Genomic DNA, 21,001 nt, shown 5'->3' on the forward strand with positions numbered 1-21,001 from the left:
TCGCATCCGGGCGCACCGGCTGCGGTCTCACTTACGAACCCTCGGCCGATTTGAACAGCTTGATCAGGCCCGGCAGGTTCTTGCCGAAGGGTGCGACGCCTTCCTCGACTTTCTCGGCATAGCTCCAGAAATCGGTGCTGAACATCATGCCGAAATCGCGCGCCTCGCTGACGGCCTTCAACTGCACGATCGGGTTGTTCAGCGCGCCCTTGACGCCCGGCAGAATGGGCTTCGCGATCGACGTGAAGTATTCGAGCATCGACTCGCCTGGCACATCGGGCGTCCACACCAGCTGCACGACGACGGTCTTGTCCGTCACGTTGAGAAAACCGTGGATATGGTTGCGCGGACCGAATACGAGGCTGCCCTTCTTCATCGGGATCATCCGGATGGTGTCGCGTCCGGCAACGTTCGGCGGCTGGTCCAGGTCCCGGTACTTCTTCGTGCCCATCAGCATCACGATGCCGCCTTCCGGCGCATAGAACCACTCGTCGGTCAGCGTATGCAGGTGCAGCGGCGGCCCCGATCCCGGCGGAATCTCGACCTTCGCCATCAAGTACCGGCGGCCCGTGGTCTCGCCGGTACGCACGAACTTGATCGAGGCGCCCTCCGGCTCGCCGTTGACGACCAGCGGGTCGGGATCGTCCTCGACCAGCGCGAACGCGGCGGCGTTGTCCTGCGCGTCTTCGGCCCAGTCCGACTCGGCGTCGTCCTCCACCCGGTGCGGCAGCGCGCCGGCGTGATCGACCCGACCGGTCGATGTTTGCGTTTCCTCAAGCATTGCACTCATGGTCGCTCCTCAGTTGAACTTCCGTGTTGAACTATCGTGCCGCGCTTACCTGTTGCCGGGCCGTGTCGCCCGGAACACGTGCTTGATGCTCGATGACGGGCGAACGCACGGCGTGCCCCGTCACGCGATCCAGCAATTCGCTGGCGTGGCGCGGCACGCGATCGCCTCGCCACGCGACATGCTGGTCGGGCCGCACCAACACGAGGCGCCGCTCGTACAACGCGGGCGCTGCGTCCGACACGACCTCGACGATCGACAGCGGGATCGCCCGAAGGCACGCGGCATCGACGAGCCGCGCCGCATCGTCGTCGAGCGTCGGCGGTTCGGCCTTCGTTCCCACCCGCAACAACGTGAAACCCGTCCCCAGCAGGTCGAATATGGAACGGCGCGCGCCGTCCGCGCCGGTCAGCCACAGATGCGGCAGACGGCCGCCGGGCACACTGCTCGGCCGGTAGATCAGCGGGTCGTCGTCCGGCGCCTCGCCGTCGGGCCAGACAATCGCCGAGCCGTCGTATCGCGCACCGAGCTCCACACCGATTGCGTCGAACTGTGCGCGAAACGCCTGCAGCGCTTCGCCGAACCGGGCGCGCGCCGCGTCGCCCTGGGCGCCTGTCTCCTCGACTTCCGCCGGCGCGCGTATCTCTACGACGCGTTGCGTCAGCCGGCGCGCCGCAGCCGTGTTGCGTAGCGCGATCGGCCGGCGCTCCGCTTCATAGCTCGCGAGCAACGCCGCGCCGCCCCAGCCCTGCACCGCACCCGCCAGCTTCCACGCCAGGTTCGCGGCGTCGTCGATGCCGGTGTTCATGCCGAAGCCGCCCGTCGGAGAGAACAGGTGCACGGCATCGCCGCACAGGAACACGCGCCGGTCCGCGTAACGCTCCGCCACCAGGGCGACCCCGCCCTGCCACGGCGCGTGAGCGAGCACCTCCACCTCGACCGGCCGACCGACGCCTTCGCGAATCCGGCGAATCACCGTCGCGTCGTCCGGCAGCGCGCCTTCGTCGTCCGCTTTCGACATCAGCAGGAATTCGTCCGCGCCGTCGAGACTGATCAGCAGCATCCGCAAACCGGGCGCCATCACGTTGTACATCCAGGCTTCGCGCCCTTTGAGCAGCGTGCGATGCAGCGCGGGAATCCGCACATGGCTCGACAGCATTCGACCACTGAGAAACCCGTCGCTCGCCCCGCTCGCCCCGAGATAGCGAATGCCGAGCGCGCGCCGCACGAAACTCTGCCCACCGTCGCAACCGATCAGGTACGCGGCCCGCCACTGTTCGTCCGGCATCGAGCCGTGCGTCGCGGTCGCGTCGAGCCTGACGCCGGCCGCATCCTGCTCGAACCGGCTCACACACCAGCCGAACCGCAGGTCGATGTTCGGCCGGGTGTGTGCATGAGCGAGCAGGAACTGCTCGACGTACATCTGATTCGTACGCAGCAGCGGCTCGGGTACCTGGTCGGCGTCGTCCGCGGCGCGCGCCGCCTCCATTCGCTCGCGCTCCGAACCCATCGCAAGTCGCGTGAGCTCCCAATCGGCGAGCCGCGTGAAATACGCGATATCACGCGGATGACCGGGAGGCAGCCCCAGCGCGCGCACGGCGTCCGAAATGCCGAGGCGGCGGTAATGCTCCATCGTCCGGGCGTTGTGCGTGCTGCCCTTCGGATGCCAGCGGCTGCCGGGCTCCCGGTTGAACACGACCGACGCGACGCCGTGGCGATCGAGAAACAATGCCAGCAACAACCCCACCGGGCCGCCGCCCACGATGGCCACGGGACGCTCGCGCGCCGGCCACGACAGCGAGCGCATTTCAGTTTCGGCGTTCGACATGCAGGCTCCGGCGTCACGCCGCGTCGGCCGCGGGCACCTGCCGGCCGGGCCACAGTCGCAGGATGTCGTACCGGTGTGCGCCGGCGCCCTCGCCATAGGCCGACGCCACGATCGTCGACGAGTAGTTGTGTTCGGCCAGCATCTCCGCCAACGCCCGTTCGTCGCCGAGGCTGCTGAAGCCGATCAGCAACTCCCCGTCCGGCGTCAGGTGCCGCGACGCCTCGCGCAGGAACCGGCGATGCGCGAGGTACCCGGCGTCGCAGAACGCCTGCATGATCGGCTGCTCGAACACGTAATCCTCCGGCACGAACACGAAGTTCGAATTCCAGTAGATCTGGTCGAATCGTTCGCCGGGCTCCAATACGTCGAACAGGTCGCCGTGCCGCGCCGATACCCGGTCCGCCACGCCGTGCGACCGCACGTTTTCCTGCGTATTGCGCACGGCCGCCTCGCTGATGTCCGCGGCCACGACGCGTGCGCAACCGGAGAGCGCGGCCACCACCGACGTCACACCGGCGCCGCAGCCGATCTCGAGGAAACTGCCGCCGCGACGATACGGCAAGTGCCGGGTAAAGATGCCCGTCGATTGAAAATGCGTCGGCGGAAAGACGCCCGCATGCACGGCGAAATTGCGGCCTTCGCACACGTACTGAACGACGCCGTCCGCTTCGGCGGCCGCCAGCCGGCGCCGCACCGATGCGAACGCATCGGATTCGTAGTCTTGAGGGTTCATGGATCCTATCCTTCGATCAAACGCGTGCGACCGAGCCGCGCGCCACGTAAAGGACGTCGCGCGCCGCGACCACGTCGTCGGAGGCGTCGCGCAGCAGCCGCTTCAGCACCTTGCCCGTCGCCCCCATCGGCAGGAACGCCAAGCTCCGCACGATCGCCACGGCCACGCCGCGCTCCGACAGCTTTCCGCCGCATTCGGCGAGCAGCACCTCGAGCACGTCGTCCGCCACACTCACCGGATCGCCAGCATGCCGGTCGGGCAGCACCAGCGCCAGCACCGCCGGATCGTCGGCGGCGCCATCGCCCACCCCGACGATCGCGACATCGCATACGCCGTCCACTTGCTGGACCACCTCCTCCAGCTGCAACGTGTAGAGCTGCCCGCCGGACGTTTCGATCACGTCGACCTCGCGGTCGATCTGATAGAAGATGCCGTCCTTGCAATACGCCACGTCGCCGGTCAGAAAGTAGCCGCCGCGCCATGCACCGGCCGTCCGCGCCGGCTGTTGCCAGTACCCGGACGTGATCGTCGGCGCACGCACCGCGAGCAAGCCGCGCTGCCCCGGCGCCACTTCGTGCCCCGTCACCGGATCGAGGATCTTCGCGACCGCGATATCCACCGGCCTGCCGATCGCGCGTTGCGGCGCGAGCGCGGCCGCGGTCGATTCGCAGCGGAACAGCGCCATGCCCAGTTCGGAGCTGCCGAACGCATCGATGAAACGGGACTCCGGCGCGCCGACCAGCAGGCGACGCGTATGGCTCTGGTGCGCCGCGTCGCCCATGCTGAACCAGCGCCGGACGGAATCGAATTCACGCTCGCCGACACCGCCCTCGACCAGTTGCATGTAGCTCTTCGGGAACGCCACGACCGTGGTCGGACGGAACGCCTGGATGGCCGCGCGCACTGCGTCGCCCTCCTGCGTCCCCATCACGTAGGTCGGAATGCCGTGCAGCACTGCGGTTTCGAGATGACTGATCGCCGCCGAATGCGATTGCGGCAGCGCCGTCAGCAGCCGCTCGTCGGGGCCTTCGGCAAAGCGGCCGATGCGGGCCCGCTTGCCCATGAAGAATTGCCGATGCTCGAAGCGCACCGCTTTCGGTACCCCGGTCGTACCCGACGTATGGCTCAGCATCACCAGCGTCGAATCCTCTGGCTCCACCGGCCACCCGTCGGGCAGACGCGCGTCGCGCCGCAGCACCGCACGCGACACGTCCACCAGCCGGCCCGCGTTCGACGCACTCCAGCGTTGTACGAACGCGCTCGTCGCCTGCGTATGCGTGTCCGCCACCAGCGTGTCGAAGCCGTTTTCGCTCATGTACGCGACGCCCGCGTCGGCCGGCATCGCGGGATTGATCAGCGCAATCGCCGCGCCGAGGCTCGTCAGCGCCAGATAGTGGAGAAACGGCGCCATGCCGTCCTCGACGCAGACGGCGACCACGTCCCCGCGGCCGACGCCGAGGCCCAGGTACCAGGCCGCCAGCGCAGCGCGATACTGCTGCAGCGTCGCGAGGCTGAAGGCCTGCACCGGCACGTCGTCGGAGTAGTGCACCGGCTTGTCCAGCTGGAGGAATTCGATGTCCTTCGACGGATTCAGCGCGAGGCACAGATCGATGAAATTGCCGCTACCCAGCGATGCATCCGCACGCAGCGTGGCCAGCCCGGACTCGGGCATGCGCGCATCCACGTCCGTCGCGTCGGCTCCCGGATACGACAGCAGGTCGGTCAACATCGCCATCCGGCGCCGCACCATTTCTTCGCCGACCGCGATCACGCGTGCGCGCCGGTAGGGCTTCTCGGCCAGCATCCGGTCGATGATTTCGCGCATCACGATCGCGTGCTGCTCGTCCTCCTCGACATGAATCTGGAAGAACCGCGTGGCCTGAAGCGGCGCATTGCGATGCCGCATCGCCGCCAGGACCGGACCGTAGACGATCGGCACGATCGCCTCCGCACCGAGGCACAACGCGGCCAGGCCATCCAGCGGATCGGCGCCGCGGCAATAGTGGAACATCGCGTCGATCAGCGCACGCGTGGCCGGCAGCATCGGCAAGCTTCCCCGCACCGCCGACATCGCATCCATCGATTGAAGATACAGCTCCGCATGCGAAACCTGATCCGTGCCGTCGCCCAGCAGTTCCTCCGCCAGGTTGTGCGACAACGCCTTGAACTCGTTCACGTCGGTCAGGCCGCCCATCAGCGAGCACAGGTAACGTGTGAAGTACTGCGAATAATATTGATGCTGGATAAGGAATCCACGCAATTGCGCATCGCTGACCGTGCCATCGCGGCAAGCGGCGAGAAACGGGTTGGCGCTCAGTTCCTCTAGCAGCCCGGCCGGAAACATGTCCGTCCAAAGCTGCGGCAACTGCATGTCGTTGGCCATGCTCTGCTCCACCGGTGATTGATCAATCATTGCGTTCATCGAATTGGTTCTCCATGGCTGCGCCTCGGTGGCGCAGCAGACGGAATCACGCGACATCGAACTCGGCCACTTGCCCCGACCGGTCTTTCACGCTGTCCGCCAGTCGTCGCAGCAGCATTCGCGGCCGCGCGTGCTGGAACACGTTCCGGCCGATGCAAAGGCCGGTCGCGCCATTCCGGATCGCGGCCTGCGTCATCGCGACCAGCGTCCCCTCGTCCGCCTTGTCGCCGCCGGCAAAGAAGACCCGGATATCCCGCCCGTGCACGGAAGCAAGCTGCGCGACTTCGTCCACCGACGCATTCGCGAGCTTCACGGCGTCCGAGCCCAGCTCCGTCACCACCCGCACGAGGTGATGCAAGCGTGTCAGACGTTCCTCGGACGTAGGCGCCTTCACCTTGTCGTACAGCATCGTGAGCAACGGCAAGCCGGCGGCATGCGCGGCATCCGTCACCGCGCCGAGCATCGCGAAGTTGTGCGCGAAATTACCGGCCGTGAAGTTCACCTGAATCGACACCGCGTCCGCGCCCAGCCGCAAGGCCGTCTCGATATCGGCCACCATGACCTTGGTGTCCGCATCGGGCGAGAGGCTAGCCATCCCGTTCAGATGCACGATCACGCCCGTTGTCGGGTGCAAGCATTGCCGCATGATCAGACGCTCGACCAGGCCCTTGTGACCCAGGATCGCGCTGATGTCGGGGCTTCCGATCCAGCTTTCCAGTGCCGCGGTCGCCTGGATACCTGCAATCGGCCCCATCGTCAGCCCATGGTCCACCGGCACGATCAACCCGCGCTGCGAATCCGGGAACAGGATCCGGCGCTCTCTCAGTTTTCTACCGACGTAGCCCATCGACGCCCCCTACTTTTCGATGATCGTCTCGTTGATCTTGATTCCAACGTGGCGCCCCGGTTCGGTCACGTAGCCCAGCACCTTGTCGCCAGGCTTCAGTTCCGAGATATTGAGCGGCTTGGCGGCATCGGAGAACACGCGCACGTGCCAGTCGTCCTGCATCAGGATGTTGACGCGCTCTTTGCCCGGGAACTCCACCTCGATCAGGCGCAGCGGGCGCTGCTCGATCTTCATCCGTCCGACCGTCGCGCGCCGCACCCGGCCTTTCGAATTCACGATCATCACCGGCGAGCCCGCCTTGAGTTCGCTCATGTAATCGGTGCGGTTTCCGGTGTTGAAGACATAGGAGTGCACGGCCCCGGCGTTCACGCGAAACGGGCGCAACTCCATGTAGGGCAGGAAGAATACTTCCGGGCAGGCAAGGAGGCCGCCCTGCGACGTGCTGCCCACCAGCATCCCCTCGTCCGGCGCGAACAGCGTCGAGGTGTCGATACACGCGCGGTAGCCCATTCCGACCGGGCGGCTCTCGATCACGGTACCGGCCTGGATGCTCAGGTTCTCGTGTTCCGCATCCGCCATCTGCTCGAGAAACGCGCTCATCACCTGATGATCGCGCGGCGAGAAGATCACGCCTTCCGCGCCGTACTCCATCACGCCGTACGACACGATCGCGTCATCGACATTGGTCGGCTCGTTGATTTCCTTCATCAGGATCGTGCCCGTCGACTGCAGCGATGCGATCACCAGTTCCAGCGGGATGTTGGTCGGATCGCGGAAACGGATCCATAGATAGTCGAACGCCAGCCCGTCGTTGATGGAGCCGAGCAGGCTGTCGCGATCGTCCACGTAGCTCGTATAGCAGGTCGCAATGCCGTCCGCGCCCAGTTGCCGCAGCACGTCGAGATCCGGGCAGGCCACGATGCGCCGGCGATTGACGTCGTCCTTGAACTCGGCGAACAACGGGCCTTCGCGAAACGCCTTGATGTCGGCGGCATTGCCCAGGCGCAGCACGACCCTCATACGGGTGGGAATGGCCGGCAGCAGGTTGGCGACGTTACCTGGGTAGACCACGACGCCGCTGTACAGCGAGTTGACGACCCGCACGAACATGCTGTCGTCCGGATGTGGACGAGCCAGTTGTGCCGTGTCGTACCACACGAGTTGCCCGTCCAGGGACGCGCGCTTCGACTGACCGTTCGCCAGCACGTTGGTCAGCTTCACCGACGTCCGCTTCGCGACCGTTTCCTGTGTCTCGAATGGCGTGGCAGCCGCCGCTGCCTCCTTCGGTGCCGGCGCTTCCTTGATCTTCGCTGTCACGCTCGCATTGCTCATACGCATCATCTCCCGGTGGATAAACAAAGGCGCGGCGCATCTGAAATGCGCCTAGCCTGGAACAGCCGGCGGTCAAGCCCGAAGCAGTTCGCAAGGCATCCCCAACTGCGATACACGGCCCATCTTGTTATCGGAAATCAGCACTTCCCTCGGAGGCTCCTGTTTCAGACAGCGCCGCAATGCGGCGATTGCCGCAGCCATACGATCCGGAGTAAAGCCAACCGGCTCCCTCGGATAACAGATGTAACTTTTCCGGCAACTGAAAAATACATACCCGTTATTCGGTAAATTCGACGAATCAAAATATTCGACCACCCAGCAAATCTGAGCCGATTCGTTCATCATTGACTCACCCGAAAAACGCAAGCAGCCCGCGCAATCATCAGAAATTACGCACGCTCTATGCCAAATTAACGGTAAGTAAAACTAAATTAATAAAACAGACTGAATATCGACGATTCCATGGTGATTAATTCTCGAGCCACCCGCCGCCCGGCCCGGAGCCAGCGCCCAATCGGGCGGCATGCCTTTCTCAACTCACCCTGCCGTCTCTCACCGGCAGGCCATCGTCCTTCACACAAGCGCCGAAGCGATGCATCGCTTCTTGCTTTGAAACAATGATTTCGTCCATTTCCCTGGGCGAGACGACTTCACTGTTTCCGCAATCGATTTAATGCAATCGACTATTGAATCATTTCAACAAAAGCGCATATTGCTTCGCCTGATCATTATTCTATCCGACGGATTTTTGACATTCCTTCAACATCGTCGGCATCGCGTCGCTAGTGTAAATGCAGATAGCGCCGCTTTTGAATACCAGAGCAAAAAATTTATCCGAATGAGAGAGCAAGAATGCTATTGACTCGCCTCCCCGCGCTTGATCTCTTGGAGTATCGATTCCCGGATCGGGTACGCAGTCGAAATCGGGCGCCAGAGACTTGGCCGTCGGTGGCAGTGGGAGGGGAAGACAGCGGGGGTGTCAAGCGGTCGCTGCCGGTGTGCGTGGCGGCGGCATGCCATGGCCGCGCCTGAGGAGTGGCATCCTGAGTGGTATGTGCGGGATAGTGTGTTGAGCCTCGGGATCGAGGCCAGCCTCGGCGAAGCGTTCACTCATTGCGGAGTCACGGAACACCTGGTCTAGACCGACAAGCAAATCGGCGACGTATGCGGGCAACCCTTCCGCCAGTAGAACCTCTCGCTGCTGCTCGAGGGTCCGCTCTGCGTAAATAACATGACGACCTAGCAACTGTGAAAGTTCGTCGGCAATTTCATGCATCGTCATGGCACGCGGACCCGTGAGGTGATATCCCAACTGGACTTTCCTTCGGCGACCCATTTCAGGATTTCGAGTTCACGCGCGCTGAGGCACGGTGCATCGGATTGCAGCGCCTCCAGCCTGCGGCACGTGTCGAGCGTCAGATTCGCGACAAGTGCGCCCCACGACGGAATGGCGAAGGGCAAATCGCCGTTGTCAGACGCCCGCGCCTGTCGAACGAAGCTCACGCACGCCACATCGCCATGCCTGTTGTGAGCCGGAAACGACACTCCGTCGCCTAACCCGTACATGCGACTTCCGTCTCGAAGTTCGCGCTGTTCGGTTGTCGCGAAGATCCGGTCGCACCAGATCAGCGGTGTCAACGACGACATCGCATGCTGCGCGACCGGGTCGATCATCAGGTAAGCCCGCTCCCGATAACGGGACAACCACGCCTCCGGGTAGCTCGACAGTGTGCGGCCGCTCTTCAGTGTCCCGCCCGTCATTCGATAGTCCTGGTAACAGACATGGTCAAATCCCGCCAGGCGTCCGATGTCGACCAGCATCCGGCCCAGTTCGTCCATGCAAGTGCAACCGCCGATCTTGAACACCATCTCAAGCATCCGCTCACCGCACCGACACGATGCGGACTCACGACATCCTTCGGCCCATAGAATGACGCGTTCTCTGGCTTCTCTCGTAATTTTTAGAATTACTGATCAATTTATGCTTGAAAATCGATTCGATGAATTCTCAAGGCGCCCTCAATCCGCCTGCGATAGCAGGAAACGGCCCCGTCGTCGAATCAGAACACCCGCGTCGCTGACGGGACGCGCGCATGCTGCTTGACGTACGCGAGCGCATCGTTGATCGTCAGAACGTGCTGCTCCCCGTCCCTCATTCGTAACGACACCTCTCCGGCCAGCGCCTCCTTGCGTCCTGCAATTGCGACGATCGGCGCGGCCAGTTCCCTTGCATCGAAGATCTTGCGCGGCAGGCGCTCGGCGCGGAAATCCCTCAGCACCCGACAGCCGATGTCTTCGAAAGCGAACGCCGCGTTGTCGGCAAATTCGCGGTCTTCTTTCCCAATGTTCGCAACGACGATCTGGTCCGGTGCCAGCCAGGTCGGCAACCATCCCTCGTAGTGTTCGAGAAGAATACCGATGAACCGTTCAAGGCTTCCCAGGATCGCGTGGTGCAACATGACGGGCGTTGCCTTCCCACCGTCCTCTGCGACATATGACGCACCGAGCCGTTCCGGCAATACGAAATCGAGCTGGATCGTTCCGCACTGCCACTTTCGTCCTTGGCGGTCGAGCAGATGAAATTCGAGCTTGGGACCATAGAATGCCCCTTCTCCCGCCTGGATCGCGAAATCGAGACCTGCCGCGCGCGCAGCGGATGCCAGCATCGCTTCCGAGCGATCCCAGACCGCATCGTCACCCGCACGGACCGCCGGCCTCGTCGACAAAGCCACATCGAATTCGCCAAATCCGAAGTCTGCGTAGATCGTCTTCAGCAACACACAGAATCGTGCGACTTCAACCTCGACCTGATCCTGCATGCAAAGCACGTGAGCGTCGTCCTGCGTGAACGCACGGGCACGCATAAGGCCATGCAACGCCCCGGACGGTTCGGCCCGGTGGACCGCCCCAAATTCGGAATATCGGATTGGAAGATCGCGATACGACCGACTGCCTTTTTTGAAAACCTGCACATGGCACGGGCAACTCATCGGTTTGAGACAGTACGGATTGTTGTCACTCTCGAGTGAAAACATGTTTCGCCCGAATTTCTCCCAATGACCACTCTGTTCCCAAAGATCGCGCGAGACGATCTGAGGCGTCCGCACTTCGGAAAAGCCAGCCTGACGCATCCGGACTCGGATATATTCCTCGACAACCCGATAAAGAACCATGCCGCGCGGATGCCAGAAGACAGCGCCCGGGCTTTCATCCTGCTGATGAAACAGATCGAGTTTGTTGCCGAGCACTCGGTGATCGAAATCGTCCATCATGTTCTCCGTTGACTTGATACCGGTCGACGGAGCACAAAAAAGCCCCGTCCGTTTCCGGCGGGGCTTAGGGATGGTTTGAGGCACTGAGTTACGACGTGCAACCTCCCCCCGGCCCGCCGTTGGCGGTCGTGGTAGTGGTCGCGGTAGTCGTAACGTAAAGTGCGTTCATGGGACTAATCTAGTCAACCTGCCAACGTCTGTCAACAAACATTCGAGTCAAAATTCAGCGCCAATATTTTATCATCCGTTAAAAATCCTCAAACGGAAAATAAATGAAATTCACAGAAAGCATAATGAAATGCTCTTTAAGGTAACTAAATAATGGTTTTATTCATGGAATGGAAGTTGCGGGCAATCAGAAAAGGCGATCACTAGCAGGCCGTTCCCGAGATCAAGGAAAAGCAAGCCGATGCGAAGCGAGGACGGTTATAACGAATCGTTGCACATTCTGGTGGCCAATGTCCAAGCCGGGGCAAATGGCCGAGCCGAGCGCGACGTTGCCGCGGAGATGCTGCGGGACGTCGCGCGACCAGATCGACGCATCCCAAACAAGCCCGCAACCCAACCACCCCCTCCCCCGTACCGGCATTCGTCAAACCAACTGTACCGGTACTGTACAGAAAACCGTCGCTAAACTGACCTCCATCCCAGTCCAGAACCGAACGGAGAATCCGCGATGGAATTCCTCACCCTCAGCGCGTTGCCCGCCGGCATGCTGTTCGCGCTCGTCACGTCGATCACGCCGGGCCCGAACAACACGATGCTGCTCGCGTCCGGCGTCAATTTCGGTTTCCGCCGCACCATGCCGCACCTGTTCGGCATCAGCATCGGCGTCGCGATCCTGATGCTCTGCGTCGGCTTCGGCCTCGGCGAAGCGTTCAAGCGCCTGCCGCTGCTGTACACGATCCTCGAAGTCGCGAGCGTCACGTACCTGCTCTACCTCGCGTGGCGCATCGGCACGTCGGGCGAAGTGAAGGCCCACGGCGGCAAGCCGCGTCCGATGACGTTCATCGAAGCCGCCGCGTTCCAGTGGATCAACCCGAAGGCCTGGATGATGGTGCTGACCGCCGCGACGACGGTCCGCCTGTCCGCCGACTACGGGATGAACGCCGCCTGGATGGCCGTCGTGTTCATCCTGATCGGTTTCCCGTGCATCTGCCTGTGGGCCGCATTCGGCCTCGGCCTGCGCCGCTTCCTGTCGAATCCCCGCGCGCTGCGCATCTTCAACATGACGATGGCCGTGCTGCTGATCCTGTCGCTGTATCCGCTGGTCGCGCATCTGCTGGCGTAGTGAGCGCTCACCGCGCGCCCGTTGAGATTCGCCCGATGCAGGCGTACCCTTTTGTTACGGGCGCGCGCAGCCGTTTCGCCGGTTGCGCCGCTGCTGCCGGGAGAGTGTCGATGAAGCCATTGCTGAGGGCGGGCGAACACATCGAGGGGATGCACTGGATCGCCGAGTATCACCCGCTCACGCACGAGATTCGCGTGCTGCGCGAGGACATCGAGATCGGTATCTACAGCGCGCCGCCGACGATGTTCGGTGAAGAGGAAGACATGGGCGCCGCGAACCTCGCCGATCATCGCGGCCGGGAGGCCGCGCTGCGCGCGTATCTGCGCAACTTCGTGAGGGAACACGACACGGAGGAATAGCCGGCGGCCCGACGGCCGCCGTCCCAGGGGGCCGGCGCATCGCACCGGCCCGCGCTTCGCTCAATGCCCGAGCGATTCGATCTTGCCTGCCGGCTGCGTCACGCCATGCGGCCGCGCCATCTGCTTGATCAGCAGCGCGACACACGCAAGCAAGCCCGCGACGGCGATCGTCGCGAACACGCCCGCGAACGAGAAATGCCGGCGCGTCAGCTCGGCGACGAGGAACGATCCCGCAATCCCGCCGAAGCGGCCGACGCCGAGCATCCACGCGACACCCGTGCCGCGCCCCTCGGTCGGATAGAACGCGGCGGCGAGCGCCGGCATCGACGATTGCGCGGTATTCATCAGCACACCGGCCACGAACACGACCAGCACGAGCAGCCCGACGTTGCCGGCCGCCTGCCCGATCGCGTAGACGCTCACCGCCGTCAGCGCGTAGCACACCGCGATCACGCGGTTCGCGTTGAAGCGGTCCATCAGCACGCCGCACAGCACCGCGCCGACGCCGCCGAGCGGGAACAGCGCGGAGATCAGCGTCGCGCTCTTCGGCGTCAGGCCGGCATCCTTCAGCAGGATCGGCATCCAGTTGATCGACGCGTAGAAGATCACGAGCCCCATGAAGTACGCGAGCCACAGCATCACCGAGCCGACGATGTACGAGCGCGACAGCACGACGCCGAGGCCCTTGCTGCCGGTCTGCGGCGCGGCTTCGGTCAGCGCGAACGAGCCGGCGTTCAGCGCATCGCGCGAGATACGCGCGAGCGTCGCGCGAACCTTGTCGACGGCGTGGTGGTTGGCGACCATGAAGCGCACCGATTCCGGCATCTTCAGCAGCAACAGCACGCCGAGCAGCAGCGGCGTCACGCCGCCGAGGATCAGCACGCTGCGCCAGCCGAAATGCGGAATCATCCATGCGGCGAGGAAACCGCCGAACGCGGCGCCGAGCGGGAAGCCGCAGAACATCAGGTTGATCACGGTCGCGCGGCGCTTGTCCGGGCAGAACTCGCCCATCATCGTGACCGCGTTCGGCATCGCCGCGCCGAGCCCGACGCCGGTGATGAAACGCAGGATCGTCAGGTGTCCGATCGTCGTCGAGAAGGCGGACATCAGGCATGCGACGCCGAACAGGAACACCGAGCCGAGCAGCAGCGAGCGGCGCCCGAGCTTGTCGGACAGCGGGCCCGACACGAGCGCGCCGCACGCGAGACCGAACAGCGCGGCGCTCAGCACCGGTGCGAGATCAGGTTTGGTGAGGTTCCATTCGCCGAGCAGCGACGGCGCGATGAAGCCGATCGCAGCCGTATCGAAGCCGTCGAGCAGCACGATCACGAAACACATGAGGAATACGAGCCATTGAAAACCGCCGAACGGCTGCTCGTTGATGAAGGTCTGGACATCGACCACGGGTGTGCGATTCATCGCGAGTCTCCTGATATATACAAGCGACGCGGCCTCGGAACCACGTCTTGCCTTTATTCGCGCACCGGCCATCCGGTGCGCCGCGCGCCGATGCTCTGCCGGCACGTTCATTCATCGCCGAGGCCCGCGAACCATCCGCGGGCCTCGACTCAACATCGGACTACAGGTACTTAACCGGCCGCACCTAGGCGGCCCCATCCTGCTCCTTGAAGATCTTGTCCGCGAGATGGAACGCGGAATTCGCCGCCGGCACCCCGCAATAGATCGCGGTCTGCAGCAGCACTTCCTTGATCTCGTCACGCGTCACGCCATTGTTGCGCGCGGCACGCAGGTGCAGCGCCAGTTCCTCGCCGCGGTTCAGCGCCACCATCATCGCGATGGTCAGCAGGCTGCGCGTATGGCGCGGCAGGCCGTCGCGCGTCCAGATCTCGCCCCATGCATAGCGCGTGATCAGGTTCTGGAATTCGTCGGTCACCTCGGTGCGGTTCTCGATCGAGCGGTCGACGTGCGCATCGCCGAGCACCGCGCGACGCACCTTCATCCCTGCTTCATAACGTTCCTGGTCATCCATCGCCGGTGCCTCACGCAGTCAGGAAATCGAGCAGCGCGCGGTTGAAGCCGTCGGTGCACTCGATGTTCGAAATATGCGCGGCGTCGAATTCGACGTGCTGCGCACCCGGAATCGCGGCGGCCAGCGCGCGGCCCTGGTCGGGCGGCGTCGACATGTCCTTGGCGCCGGTCACGACGAGCACCGGCAGCGCGATGCCTTTCACCTCTTCGCGCAGGTCGGCTGCGTTCAGCGCGTCGCAGTTCGCCGCATAGCCGTCCTTGTCGGTATGCACGAAGGTGTCGCGGATCGCGTCGAACAGGCGCGGCTCGCGTTCGACGAACGCGTCGGTGAACCAGCGCGGCAGCACGGCGTCGGCGAGCGCGGCCATCCCTTCGGCACGCGCCTTCTGCGCCCGCGGCGCCCACACTTCCGGCGAGCCGATCTTCGCGGCGGTGTTCGACAGCACCGCGCGAACGATACGCGACGGGAAGCGTGCGGCGAGCGCCGCACCCGTCAGCCCGCCCATCGAGATCCCGCAGAAATGCGCGCGGGCGATGCCGACGTGGTCGAGCAGGCCGATCACGTCGCCGGCGAGTTGCTCGATCGTGTACGAACCGGCCGGCGCATCGGAATGGCCGTGGCCGCGCGTGTCGTAGCGCAGGATGTTGAAGTGCTGCGTCAGCGGGCGGATCTGCGGCGCCCACATCTGCAGGTCGGCGCCGAGCGAGTTCGAGAAGACGAGCCACGGCGCGTCGTCGCGCGCGGCACGGTCGATCCGGTAATGCAGTTTCACGCCGTTGACAGTGGCGAAAGGCATCAATGTTCTCCTGGTGATTGCGCGCCCGCATGCAGCGCGAGCACGGCGTCGACGTAGGCCTGCGCCTCGCCGACGTAATGAGCGGGATCGAGCAGCCGCGCGAGCGCGTCGCGCGACAGGTGGGCCGACACGGTCGCATCGGCGGCGAGCACGTCGAACAGCGTCGCGCCCGTGCGCACGGCTTCCTTCGACGCGTGTTCGACGACGTGATGCGCGTCGAGCCGGCCGATCTTGTCGCCGAGCGCGAGCATCACCGCTTCGCCGAGAATCAGCCCGCGCGTCAGGTCGAGGTTCGCGGCCAGGCGTTCGGTGTTCACGTCGAGGCCCGCGACGATCTGCGCGATCTGCGCCAGCGCGCCGCCGGTCAGGCGTGCGAGATCCGGCAACGCATCCCATTCGGCCTGCCAGCCGCCGAGTGCGCGCTCGTGTTCCTGGACCATGCCCGCGAATATCGTCGCGACGAGGTTCGGCGCACGTACGGCAGCCGTCAGCACGGCTGCGCAGCCGACCGGGTTGCGCTTGTGCGGCATCGTCGACGAGCCGCCCTTGCCGGCGGCGGCCGGCTCGCCGAGCTCGCCGACTTCGGTCTGCATCTGCAACGATACGTCGCGCGCGATCTTGCCGAGCGTGCCCGTCAGCATCCCGAAGCAGGACGCGGCTTCCGCGATGCGGTCGCGCTGCGTGTGCCACGGCACGGCCGGCGCCGCGAGCTTCAGGTCGGCCGCCAGCGCGGCCGTGACGCCGGCCGCCTGCTCGCGCAGGCTCGCGAGCGTGCCGGCCGCGCCGCCGAACTGCAGCACGAGCGCACGCTCGCGCAATTCGGCGAAGCGCGCGCGATGGCGCAGCAGCGCATCGAGCCATTGCGCGAATTTCAGGCCGAGCGTAATGGGCAGTGCCTGCTGCAGCCACGTGCGGCCGATCATCGGCGTCGCGCGATGCGTGCGCGCGAGCGCCGCGAGCGATGCGCATGCGTCGTCGAGCATCGGTTCGAGCACGTCGAGCGTGTCGCGCAACTGCAGCACGGTGGCGGTATCGATGATGTCCTGGCTCGTCGCGCCCCAGTGTACGAACTTCGCGGCCTCGGGGTCGTCGGCCTTCACCTGAGCGGTGAGCTGCTTGACGAGCGGAATCGCGAGATTGCCGCCGAGCGCCGCACCGTGCGCAAGCGCGTCGGCGTCGAGCCGGCTGGCTTCGCATGCGCGTTCGATCGGCGTGACCGCCGATGCGGGAATCACCTGCTGCGCGGCGAGCGCACGCGCGAGCGCGGCCTCGACGTCGAGCATCCGCTGGATCGTCGCGCGGGGCGACCAGATCCGGTTGAGCGGCTCGGTGCCGCAGATGAGGGAGGTCAGGCGGGCGCTGTCTTCGAGCATGGCATCAAGATAGGGGAAACGGCGTGCGCCTATTGTCCACCCAAGCGTGCCGGCCTGCGCGCAAGCGCACGCGCCGGCACGCTCGGGGTTCAGGCAGCGGCCTTTTGCGTCGCGTCGATCAGCGGCACGCCGGTCAGCTTCTGCAGTTCGTCGAACGACAGGTCGGTGAAGATCTCGCTCACCGCGAGGCCGTCTGCCGTCACGTCGAGCACGGCGAGATCCGTATAGATGCGGCTCACGCACTGCACGCCGGTGACCGGATACGAGCACTGCGCGACGATCTTGCTTTCGCCCTGCTTCGTCAGGTGCTCCATCATCACGAACACCTGCTTTGCGCCGATCGCGAGGTCCATCGCGCCGCCGACCGCCGGAATCGCATCGGGCGCGCCCGTGTGCCAGTTCGCGAGGTCGCCGCTCGCCGACACCTGGAACGCGCCGAGCACGCAGTAGTCGAGGTGGCCGCCGCGCATCATCGCGAACGAATCCGCATGGTGGAAATACGCGCCGCCGGTGAGCAGCGTCACGTGCTGCTTGCCGGCATTGATCAGTTCGTCGTCTTCCTCGCCGGGCGCGGGCGCGGGGCCCATGCCGAGCAGCCCGTTCTCGCTGTGCAGGAAGATTTCCTTGCTCGGGTCGAGGTGGTTCGCCACCAGCGTCGGCACGCCGATGCCGAGGTTCACGTACGCGCCTTCGGGGATGTCCTGGGCGACGCGCTTGGCCATTTCATCGCGGGTCAGTCGTTTCATGTCCGGTCTCCTCAGGCGGCTTGGGACGTGGCGTGTTCGGCGGCCAGCTCGGCCGCGTGCGCGGCCTGCGGTACCTCGACGATGCGCTGGACGAAAATGCCCGGCGTCACGATGTGTTCCGGGTTCAGCGCGCCGAGCGGCACGACTTCCGACACCTGCACGATCGCCACCTTCGCGGCGCTGGCCATGATCGGCCCGAAGTTGCGTGCCGTCTTGCGATACACGAGATTGCCCCAGCGGTCGCCCTTGTACGCCTTCACGAGCGCGAAATCGGCGTGGATCGGCGTCTCGAACACATACGGCTTGCCGTCGATCACGCGCGTTTCCTTGCCTTCCGCGAGCTTGGTGCCGTAGCCGGTCGGCGTGAAGAAGCCGCCGATGCCGGCGCCCGCCGCGCGGATGCGCTCCGCGAGGTTGCCCTGCGGCACGAGTTCCAGCTCGATCTCGCCGGCGCGGTACAGCCCGTCGAATATCTGCGAGTCGCTCTGGCGCGGGAACGAACAGATGATCTTGCGCACCTGCTTCGCCTTCAGCAGCGCCGCGAGGCCGGTCTCGCCGTTGCCCGCGTTGTTGTTGACGATCGTCAGGTCGCGCGCGCCCTGTTCGATGAGCGCGTCGATCAGCTCGGACGGCATGCCTGCCGTGCCGAAGCCGCCGATCATGATTGTCGCGCCGTCGTGGATGTCGGCCACCGCCGACTGAAGCGATTCGAAAATCTTGTTGACCATGTCTCTTCCTGATACGAACCCGCGGCTCGATGCGCGGCCTGTCGAGGGGACACGCGCGTGCCGCGTGCCGCGCCGGGGCCGATGTCGATCCCGGTTTTGTTCGCTATTCGAACCTAGATTCGATTAGCGAACGATGGGCCGATCATAGAGTCGCGCACAGCGCGTTGTCAAGGCGGGTTGCCTCGGGGGTCGCTGCGTCGTCGAACGGCAAGCCGACGTAGTTTTCGGCGAGCGACTGCGCGGCGGCCCGCGAGCGCGTCACGTATTTCAGCTCAGCAAACTTCAGGCGATTGACGAACGGCGAGTCGTCCGGCGACGAATGCAGCATGTTCGTCATGAAGTACGAGAAGTGCTCGGCGCGCCACACGCGCTCGAGGCAGGTCGCGGAATACGCGTCGAGCAGCGTCGCGTCGCCGTTGCGGTAGCGCGCACCGAGCGCGCGGGACAGCGCGCGGACGTCGGCCACCGCGAGGTTCATCCCCTTCGCGCCGGTCGGCGGCACGATGTGCGCGGCGTCGCCGGCAAGGAACAGGCGCCCGTGCTGCATCGTCTCGGACACGAAGCTGCGCATCGGCGTCACGCTCTTCTGCGTGATCTGGCCCTCGGTCGGCGTCCAGCCCGTGTCGTTCGAGAAACGCGTGTGCAATTCGTCCCAGATCCGCGTGTCCGACCATTCGGTGAGGTCTTCGTCGGGCTTGCATTGCAGGTACAGGCGCGTGACCGTCGGCGAGCGCATCGAGAACAGCGCGAAACCATTGTCGTGATGCGCGTAGACGAGCTCGTCGAGCGACGGTGCCGCGTCGGCGAGGATGCCGAGCCACGCGAACGGATAGACGCGCTCGAACGTGTTCAGCCGTTCGGCCGGAATCGTCTGGCGCGCGATGCCGTGGAAGCCGTCGCAGCCGGCGATGTAGTCGCAGTCGATGCGGTCGTCGCGGCCGTCGGCATGCTTGAACGTGACGAACGGGTGCTCGCCCTCGACGTCGTGCAACGCGACGTCACTTACCTCGAAGTGCATCGCGTGGCCATGCTCGACGCCGGCCGCGATCAGGTCGCGTACCACTTCGTGCTGGCTGTAGACGGTGATCGCGCGCCCGCCGGTCAGCTCGGAGAGGTCGATGCGGTGGCGCTGGCCCGAGAACAGCAGTTCTATGCCGTGGTGTTCGAGCCCTTCGCGGCGCATCCGGTCGCCGAGGCCGGCTTCGTTCAGCGTGTCGACCGTGCCCTGCTCCAGCACGCCGGCGCGGATGCGGTTCTCGCAGTATTCGCGTGAACGCGCTTCGACGAGGATGGAATCGACGCCTTGCAGGCGCAGCAGATGGGAAAGCAGAAGGCCGGACGGGCCAGCGCCGATGATCGCGACTTGGGTGCGCATTGTTCGTCTCCAGAACTTTGGTTCGAGTAATGGAACCCATTTGAGCGCTTTCCCGACTATGCGGCAACGCGATTCAGGAGATATGTTGTATACGTTTTGACGATACTGGCCCGGCGATGGATGCGCTCGATCTGAACCTCATTCCCTACCTCGTCGCACTCGACGACACGCGCAACGTGAGCCGCGCGGGCGACCTGCTCGGCGTCAGCCAGCCGCGCGTGAGCACGGCGCTCGGCCGCCTGCGCGAGTATTTCGGCGATCCGTTGTTCGTGCGCACGTCGCGCGGGATGGAGCCGACGCCGCGTGCGCTCGCACTGCTGCCGGCCGCCCGCGACGCGCTCGCGCAGATCGAGCGCGGCCTCGTCGCGCCGCACGACTTCGACCCGGTCGCGAGCACGCATACGTTCTCGATCGCGCTGTCGGACGTCGGCGAGATCGTGTTCCTGCCGAAGCTGCTGCAGGCGTTCGCGACGCGCGCGCCGCACGCGAACCTGCGCTCGGTCTCGCTCGCGCACGACGAAGTCGGGCGTGGGCTCGAAGCCGGTTCGATCGATCTCGCGGTGGGCTACTTCCCGGATCTCGACGGCAACAACTTCTTCCAGCAGCGCTTGTTCACGCACCGGTTCGTGTGCCTGATGCGGCGCGGCCATCCGTTCGAGCAGGCGCCGCCGTTCACGGTCGAGCAGTTCCTCACGTGCGGGCACGCGGTGGTGCGCGCCGAAGGCCGCAGCCAGGAAGTGCTCGAAAAATACCTCGCGAAGCAGCGCATGCAGCGCCGCGCGGTGCTCGAGACGCCGCACTTCATGAGCCTGCCGTTCATCCTGAGCCGCACCGACCTGATCGCGACGGTGCCGCATGCGATCGGCTATGCGTACGCGGCCGAACACGCGTTCATCGTGCCCGTCGAGCCGCCGCTCGCGCTGCCGCGCTTCGACCTGAAGCAGCACTGGCATCGCAAGTATCACAACGATCCGCGCACCGCGTGGCTGCGCGGCGTCGTCGCGTCGCTGTTCAACGACGAGCAGGACGAATGGCCGAAGTGAGGGCCGGGCCCCGGGCCGCACACGCGCCCCGCGAAAGCATGAAACAATGCCCGGATTCCGCGCCGCTCCGGCGGCGGCA

Annotated in this window: 18 protein-coding genes and 1 pseudogene; 4 read left to right on the top strand and 15 right to left on the bottom strand. The window is 64.8% G+C overall.

Features of this window, described 5'->3' with window-relative positions; all coding sequences use genetic code 11:
* Window positions 1-31: 31 nt before the first annotated feature.
* The 8 genes from CFB34_RS03595 to thrS all read right to left on the bottom strand — a co-directional run bounded on the left by CFB34_RS03595 (window position 32) and on the right by thrS (window position 11,218).
* Entirely contained in the window at window positions 32-790 is a 759-nt protein-coding gene (locus CFB34_RS03595; protein WP_143329545.1) for a cupin domain-containing protein, read from the bottom strand.
* A gap of 31 nt (window positions 791-821) precedes the next feature.
* Window positions 822-2,615, bottom strand: a complete 1,794-nt coding sequence (locus CFB34_RS03600; protein WP_218828639.1) for an FAD-dependent monooxygenase — start codon at window positions 2,613-2,615, stop codon at window positions 822-824.
* 13 nt (window positions 2,616-2,628) lie between these two features.
* The gene (locus CFB34_RS03605; RefSeq protein WP_089443667.1) at window positions 2,629-3,348 is read right to left on the bottom strand and encodes a methyltransferase; all 720 of its coding nucleotides are present in this window, start codon (window positions 3,346-3,348) and stop codon (window positions 2,629-2,631) included.
* Window positions 3,349-3,364: 16 nt separating this feature from the next.
* Window positions 3,365-5,770 carry an AMP-binding protein gene (locus CFB34_RS03610; RefSeq protein WP_179243678.1) on the bottom strand — a complete coding sequence of 802 codons (2,406 nt, stop codon included), beginning with the start codon at window positions 5,768-5,770 and terminating at the stop codon, window positions 3,365-3,367.
* A 46-nt stretch (window positions 5,771-5,816) separates the two neighbouring features.
* Entirely contained in the window at window positions 5,817-6,548 is a 732-nt protein-coding gene (locus CFB34_RS03615) for a hypothetical protein (protein WP_242808631.1), read from the bottom strand.
* A gap of 78 nt (window positions 6,549-6,626) precedes the next feature.
* The gene (locus tag CFB34_RS03620; protein ID WP_089443670.1) at window positions 6,627-7,949 is read right to left on the bottom strand and encodes a 3-dehydroquinate synthase II; all 1,323 of its coding nucleotides are present in this window, start codon (window positions 7,947-7,949) and stop codon (window positions 6,627-6,629) included.
* A gap of 1,278 nt (window positions 7,950-9,227) precedes the next feature.
* Window positions 9,228-9,818 (bottom strand): autoinducer binding domain-containing protein, encoded by a 591-nt coding sequence (locus CFB34_RS03625; RefSeq protein WP_179243677.1) that lies wholly within the window; start codon window positions 9,816-9,818, stop codon window positions 9,228-9,230.
* Between the two features lie 191 nt (window positions 9,819-10,009).
* Window positions 10,010-11,218, bottom strand: a complete 1,209-nt coding sequence (thrS, locus tag CFB34_RS03630; RefSeq protein WP_089443673.1) for a threonine--tRNA ligase — start codon at window positions 11,216-11,218, stop codon at window positions 10,010-10,012.
* A gap of 436 nt (window positions 11,219-11,654) precedes the next feature.
* Between thrS and CFB34_RS03635 the strand changes: the two are divergent.
* The 3 genes and pseudogenes from CFB34_RS03635 to CFB34_RS03645 all read left to right on the top strand — a co-directional run.
* Window positions 11,655-11,765: pseudogene (locus CFB34_RS03635) on the top strand (IS5/IS1182 family transposase); the annotation flags it as partial.
* 132 nt (window positions 11,766-11,897) lie between these two features.
* Entirely contained in the window at window positions 11,898-12,512 is a 615-nt protein-coding gene (locus CFB34_RS03640; protein WP_089443674.1) for a LysE family translocator, read from the top strand.
* A gap of 110 nt (window positions 12,513-12,622) precedes the next feature.
* Window positions 12,623-12,871 (top strand): hypothetical protein, encoded by a 249-nt coding sequence (locus tag CFB34_RS03645; RefSeq protein WP_046548863.1) that lies wholly within the window; start codon window positions 12,623-12,625, stop codon window positions 12,869-12,871.
* 60 nt (window positions 12,872-12,931) lie between these two features.
* On the opposite strand, the gene CFB34_RS03650 is transcribed toward CFB34_RS03645, so the two are convergent.
* From CFB34_RS03650 to pobA, 7 genes are all read right to left on the bottom strand, one after another.
* On the bottom strand, window positions 12,932-14,290 hold the full coding sequence (locus tag CFB34_RS03650) for an MFS transporter (protein WP_089443675.1): 1,359 nt from the start codon (window positions 14,288-14,290) through the stop codon (window positions 12,932-12,934).
* 184 nt (window positions 14,291-14,474) lie between these two features.
* Window positions 14,475-14,861: a 4-carboxymuconolactone decarboxylase gene (gene pcaC / locus CFB34_RS03655; RefSeq protein WP_089443676.1), complete on the bottom strand. Its 387-nt coding sequence runs from the start codon at window positions 14,859-14,861 to the stop codon at window positions 14,475-14,477.
* A gap of 10 nt (window positions 14,862-14,871) precedes the next feature.
* The gene (pcaD, locus tag CFB34_RS03660; RefSeq protein WP_039344475.1) at window positions 14,872-15,657 is read right to left on the bottom strand and encodes a 3-oxoadipate enol-lactonase; all 786 of its coding nucleotides are present in this window, start codon (window positions 15,655-15,657) and stop codon (window positions 14,872-14,874) included.
* The gene (locus CFB34_RS03665) at window positions 15,657-17,030 is read right to left on the bottom strand and encodes a 3-carboxy-cis,cis-muconate cycloisomerase (RefSeq protein ID WP_089443677.1); all 1,374 of its coding nucleotides are present in this window, start codon (window positions 17,028-17,030) and stop codon (window positions 15,657-15,659) included. Before CFB34_RS03665 ends, pcaD begins: the two co-directional genes overlap by 1 nt.
* A gap of 89 nt (window positions 17,031-17,119) precedes the next feature.
* Complete coding sequence (locus CFB34_RS03670) at window positions 17,120-17,776, bottom strand: CoA transferase subunit B (protein ID WP_059240863.1); 657 nt, start codon at window positions 17,774-17,776, stop codon at window positions 17,120-17,122.
* A gap of 11 nt (window positions 17,777-17,787) precedes the next feature.
* Window positions 17,788-18,504 (bottom strand): 3-oxoacid CoA-transferase subunit A, encoded by a 717-nt coding sequence (locus tag CFB34_RS03675; RefSeq protein ID WP_039344485.1) that lies wholly within the window; start codon window positions 18,502-18,504, stop codon window positions 17,788-17,790.
* A 142-nt stretch (window positions 18,505-18,646) separates the two neighbouring features.
* Window positions 18,647-19,879 (bottom strand): 4-hydroxybenzoate 3-monooxygenase, encoded by a 1,233-nt coding sequence (gene pobA / locus CFB34_RS03680; RefSeq protein ID WP_089443678.1) that lies wholly within the window; start codon window positions 19,877-19,879, stop codon window positions 18,647-18,649.
* Window positions 19,880-19,995: 116 nt separating this feature from the next.
* On the opposite strand from pobA, the gene CFB34_RS03685 reads away from it, so the two are divergent.
* Complete coding sequence (locus CFB34_RS03685; protein WP_089443679.1) at window positions 19,996-20,922, top strand: LysR family transcriptional regulator; 927 nt, start codon at window positions 19,996-19,998, stop codon at window positions 20,920-20,922.
* The last annotated feature ends 79 nt before the right edge of the window (window positions 20,923-21,001 follow it).

This window comes from Burkholderia sp. HI4860, assembly GCF_002223045.2.
Classification (GTDB): Bacteria; Pseudomonadota; Gammaproteobacteria; order Burkholderiales; family Burkholderiaceae; genus Burkholderia.

Bases quoted from the DNA above. Each gene is read 5' to 3' on its own strand.
- CFB34_RS03675 (WP_039344485.1), bottom strand. From the start codon at position 18,504: ATGGTCAACAAGATTTTCGAATCGCTTCAGTCGGCGGTGGCCGACATC.
- CFB34_RS03645 (WP_046548863.1), top strand. From the start codon at position 12,623: ATGAAGCCATTGCTGAGGGCGGGCGAACACATCGAGGGGATGCACTGG.
- CFB34_RS03600 (WP_218828639.1), bottom strand. From the start codon at position 2,615: ATGTCGAACGCCGAAACTGAAATGCGCTCGCTGTCGTGGCCGGCGCGC.
- CFB34_RS03650 (WP_089443675.1), bottom strand. From the start codon at position 14,290: ATGAATCGCACACCCGTGGTCGATGTCCAGACCTTCATCAACGAGCAG.
- CFB34_RS03610 (WP_179243678.1), bottom strand. From the start codon at position 5,770: ATGAACGCAATGATTGATCAATCACCGGTGGAGCAGAGCATGGCCAAC.
- CFB34_RS03685 (WP_089443679.1), top strand. From the start codon at position 19,996: ATGGATGCGCTCGATCTGAACCTCATTCCCTACCTCGTCGCACTCGAC.
- pcaC (WP_089443676.1), bottom strand. From the start codon at position 14,861: ATGGATGACCAGGAACGTTATGAAGCAGGGATGAAGGTGCGTCGCGCG.
- CFB34_RS03625 (WP_179243677.1), bottom strand. From the start codon at position 9,818: ATGGTGTTCAAGATCGGCGGTTGCACTTGCATGGACGAACTGGGCCGG.
- pcaD (WP_039344475.1), bottom strand. From the start codon at position 15,657: ATGCCTTTCGCCACTGTCAACGGCGTGAAACTGCATTACCGGATCGAC.
- CFB34_RS03665 (WP_089443677.1), bottom strand. From the start codon at position 17,030: ATGCTCGAAGACAGCGCCCGCCTGACCTCCCTCATCTGCGGCACCGAG.
- CFB34_RS03620 (WP_089443670.1), bottom strand. From the start codon at position 7,949: ATGAGCAATGCGAGCGTGACAGCGAAGATCAAGGAAGCGCCGGCACCG.
- thrS (WP_089443673.1), bottom strand. From the start codon at position 11,218: ATGGACGATTTCGATCACCGAGTGCTCGGCAACAAACTCGATCTGTTT.
- pobA (WP_089443678.1), bottom strand. From the start codon at position 19,879: ATGCGCACCCAAGTCGCGATCATCGGCGCTGGCCCGTCCGGCCTTCTG.
- CFB34_RS03605 (WP_089443667.1), bottom strand. From the start codon at position 3,348: ATGAACCCTCAAGACTACGAATCCGATGCGTTCGCATCGGTGCGGCGC.
- CFB34_RS03640 (WP_089443674.1), top strand. From the start codon at position 11,898: ATGGAATTCCTCACCCTCAGCGCGTTGCCCGCCGGCATGCTGTTCGCG.
- CFB34_RS03595 (WP_143329545.1), bottom strand. From the start codon at position 790: ATGAGTGCAATGCTTGAGGAAACGCAAACATCGACCGGTCGGGTCGAT.
- CFB34_RS03670 (WP_059240863.1), bottom strand. From the start codon at position 17,776: ATGAAACGACTGACCCGCGATGAAATGGCCAAGCGCGTCGCCCAGGAC.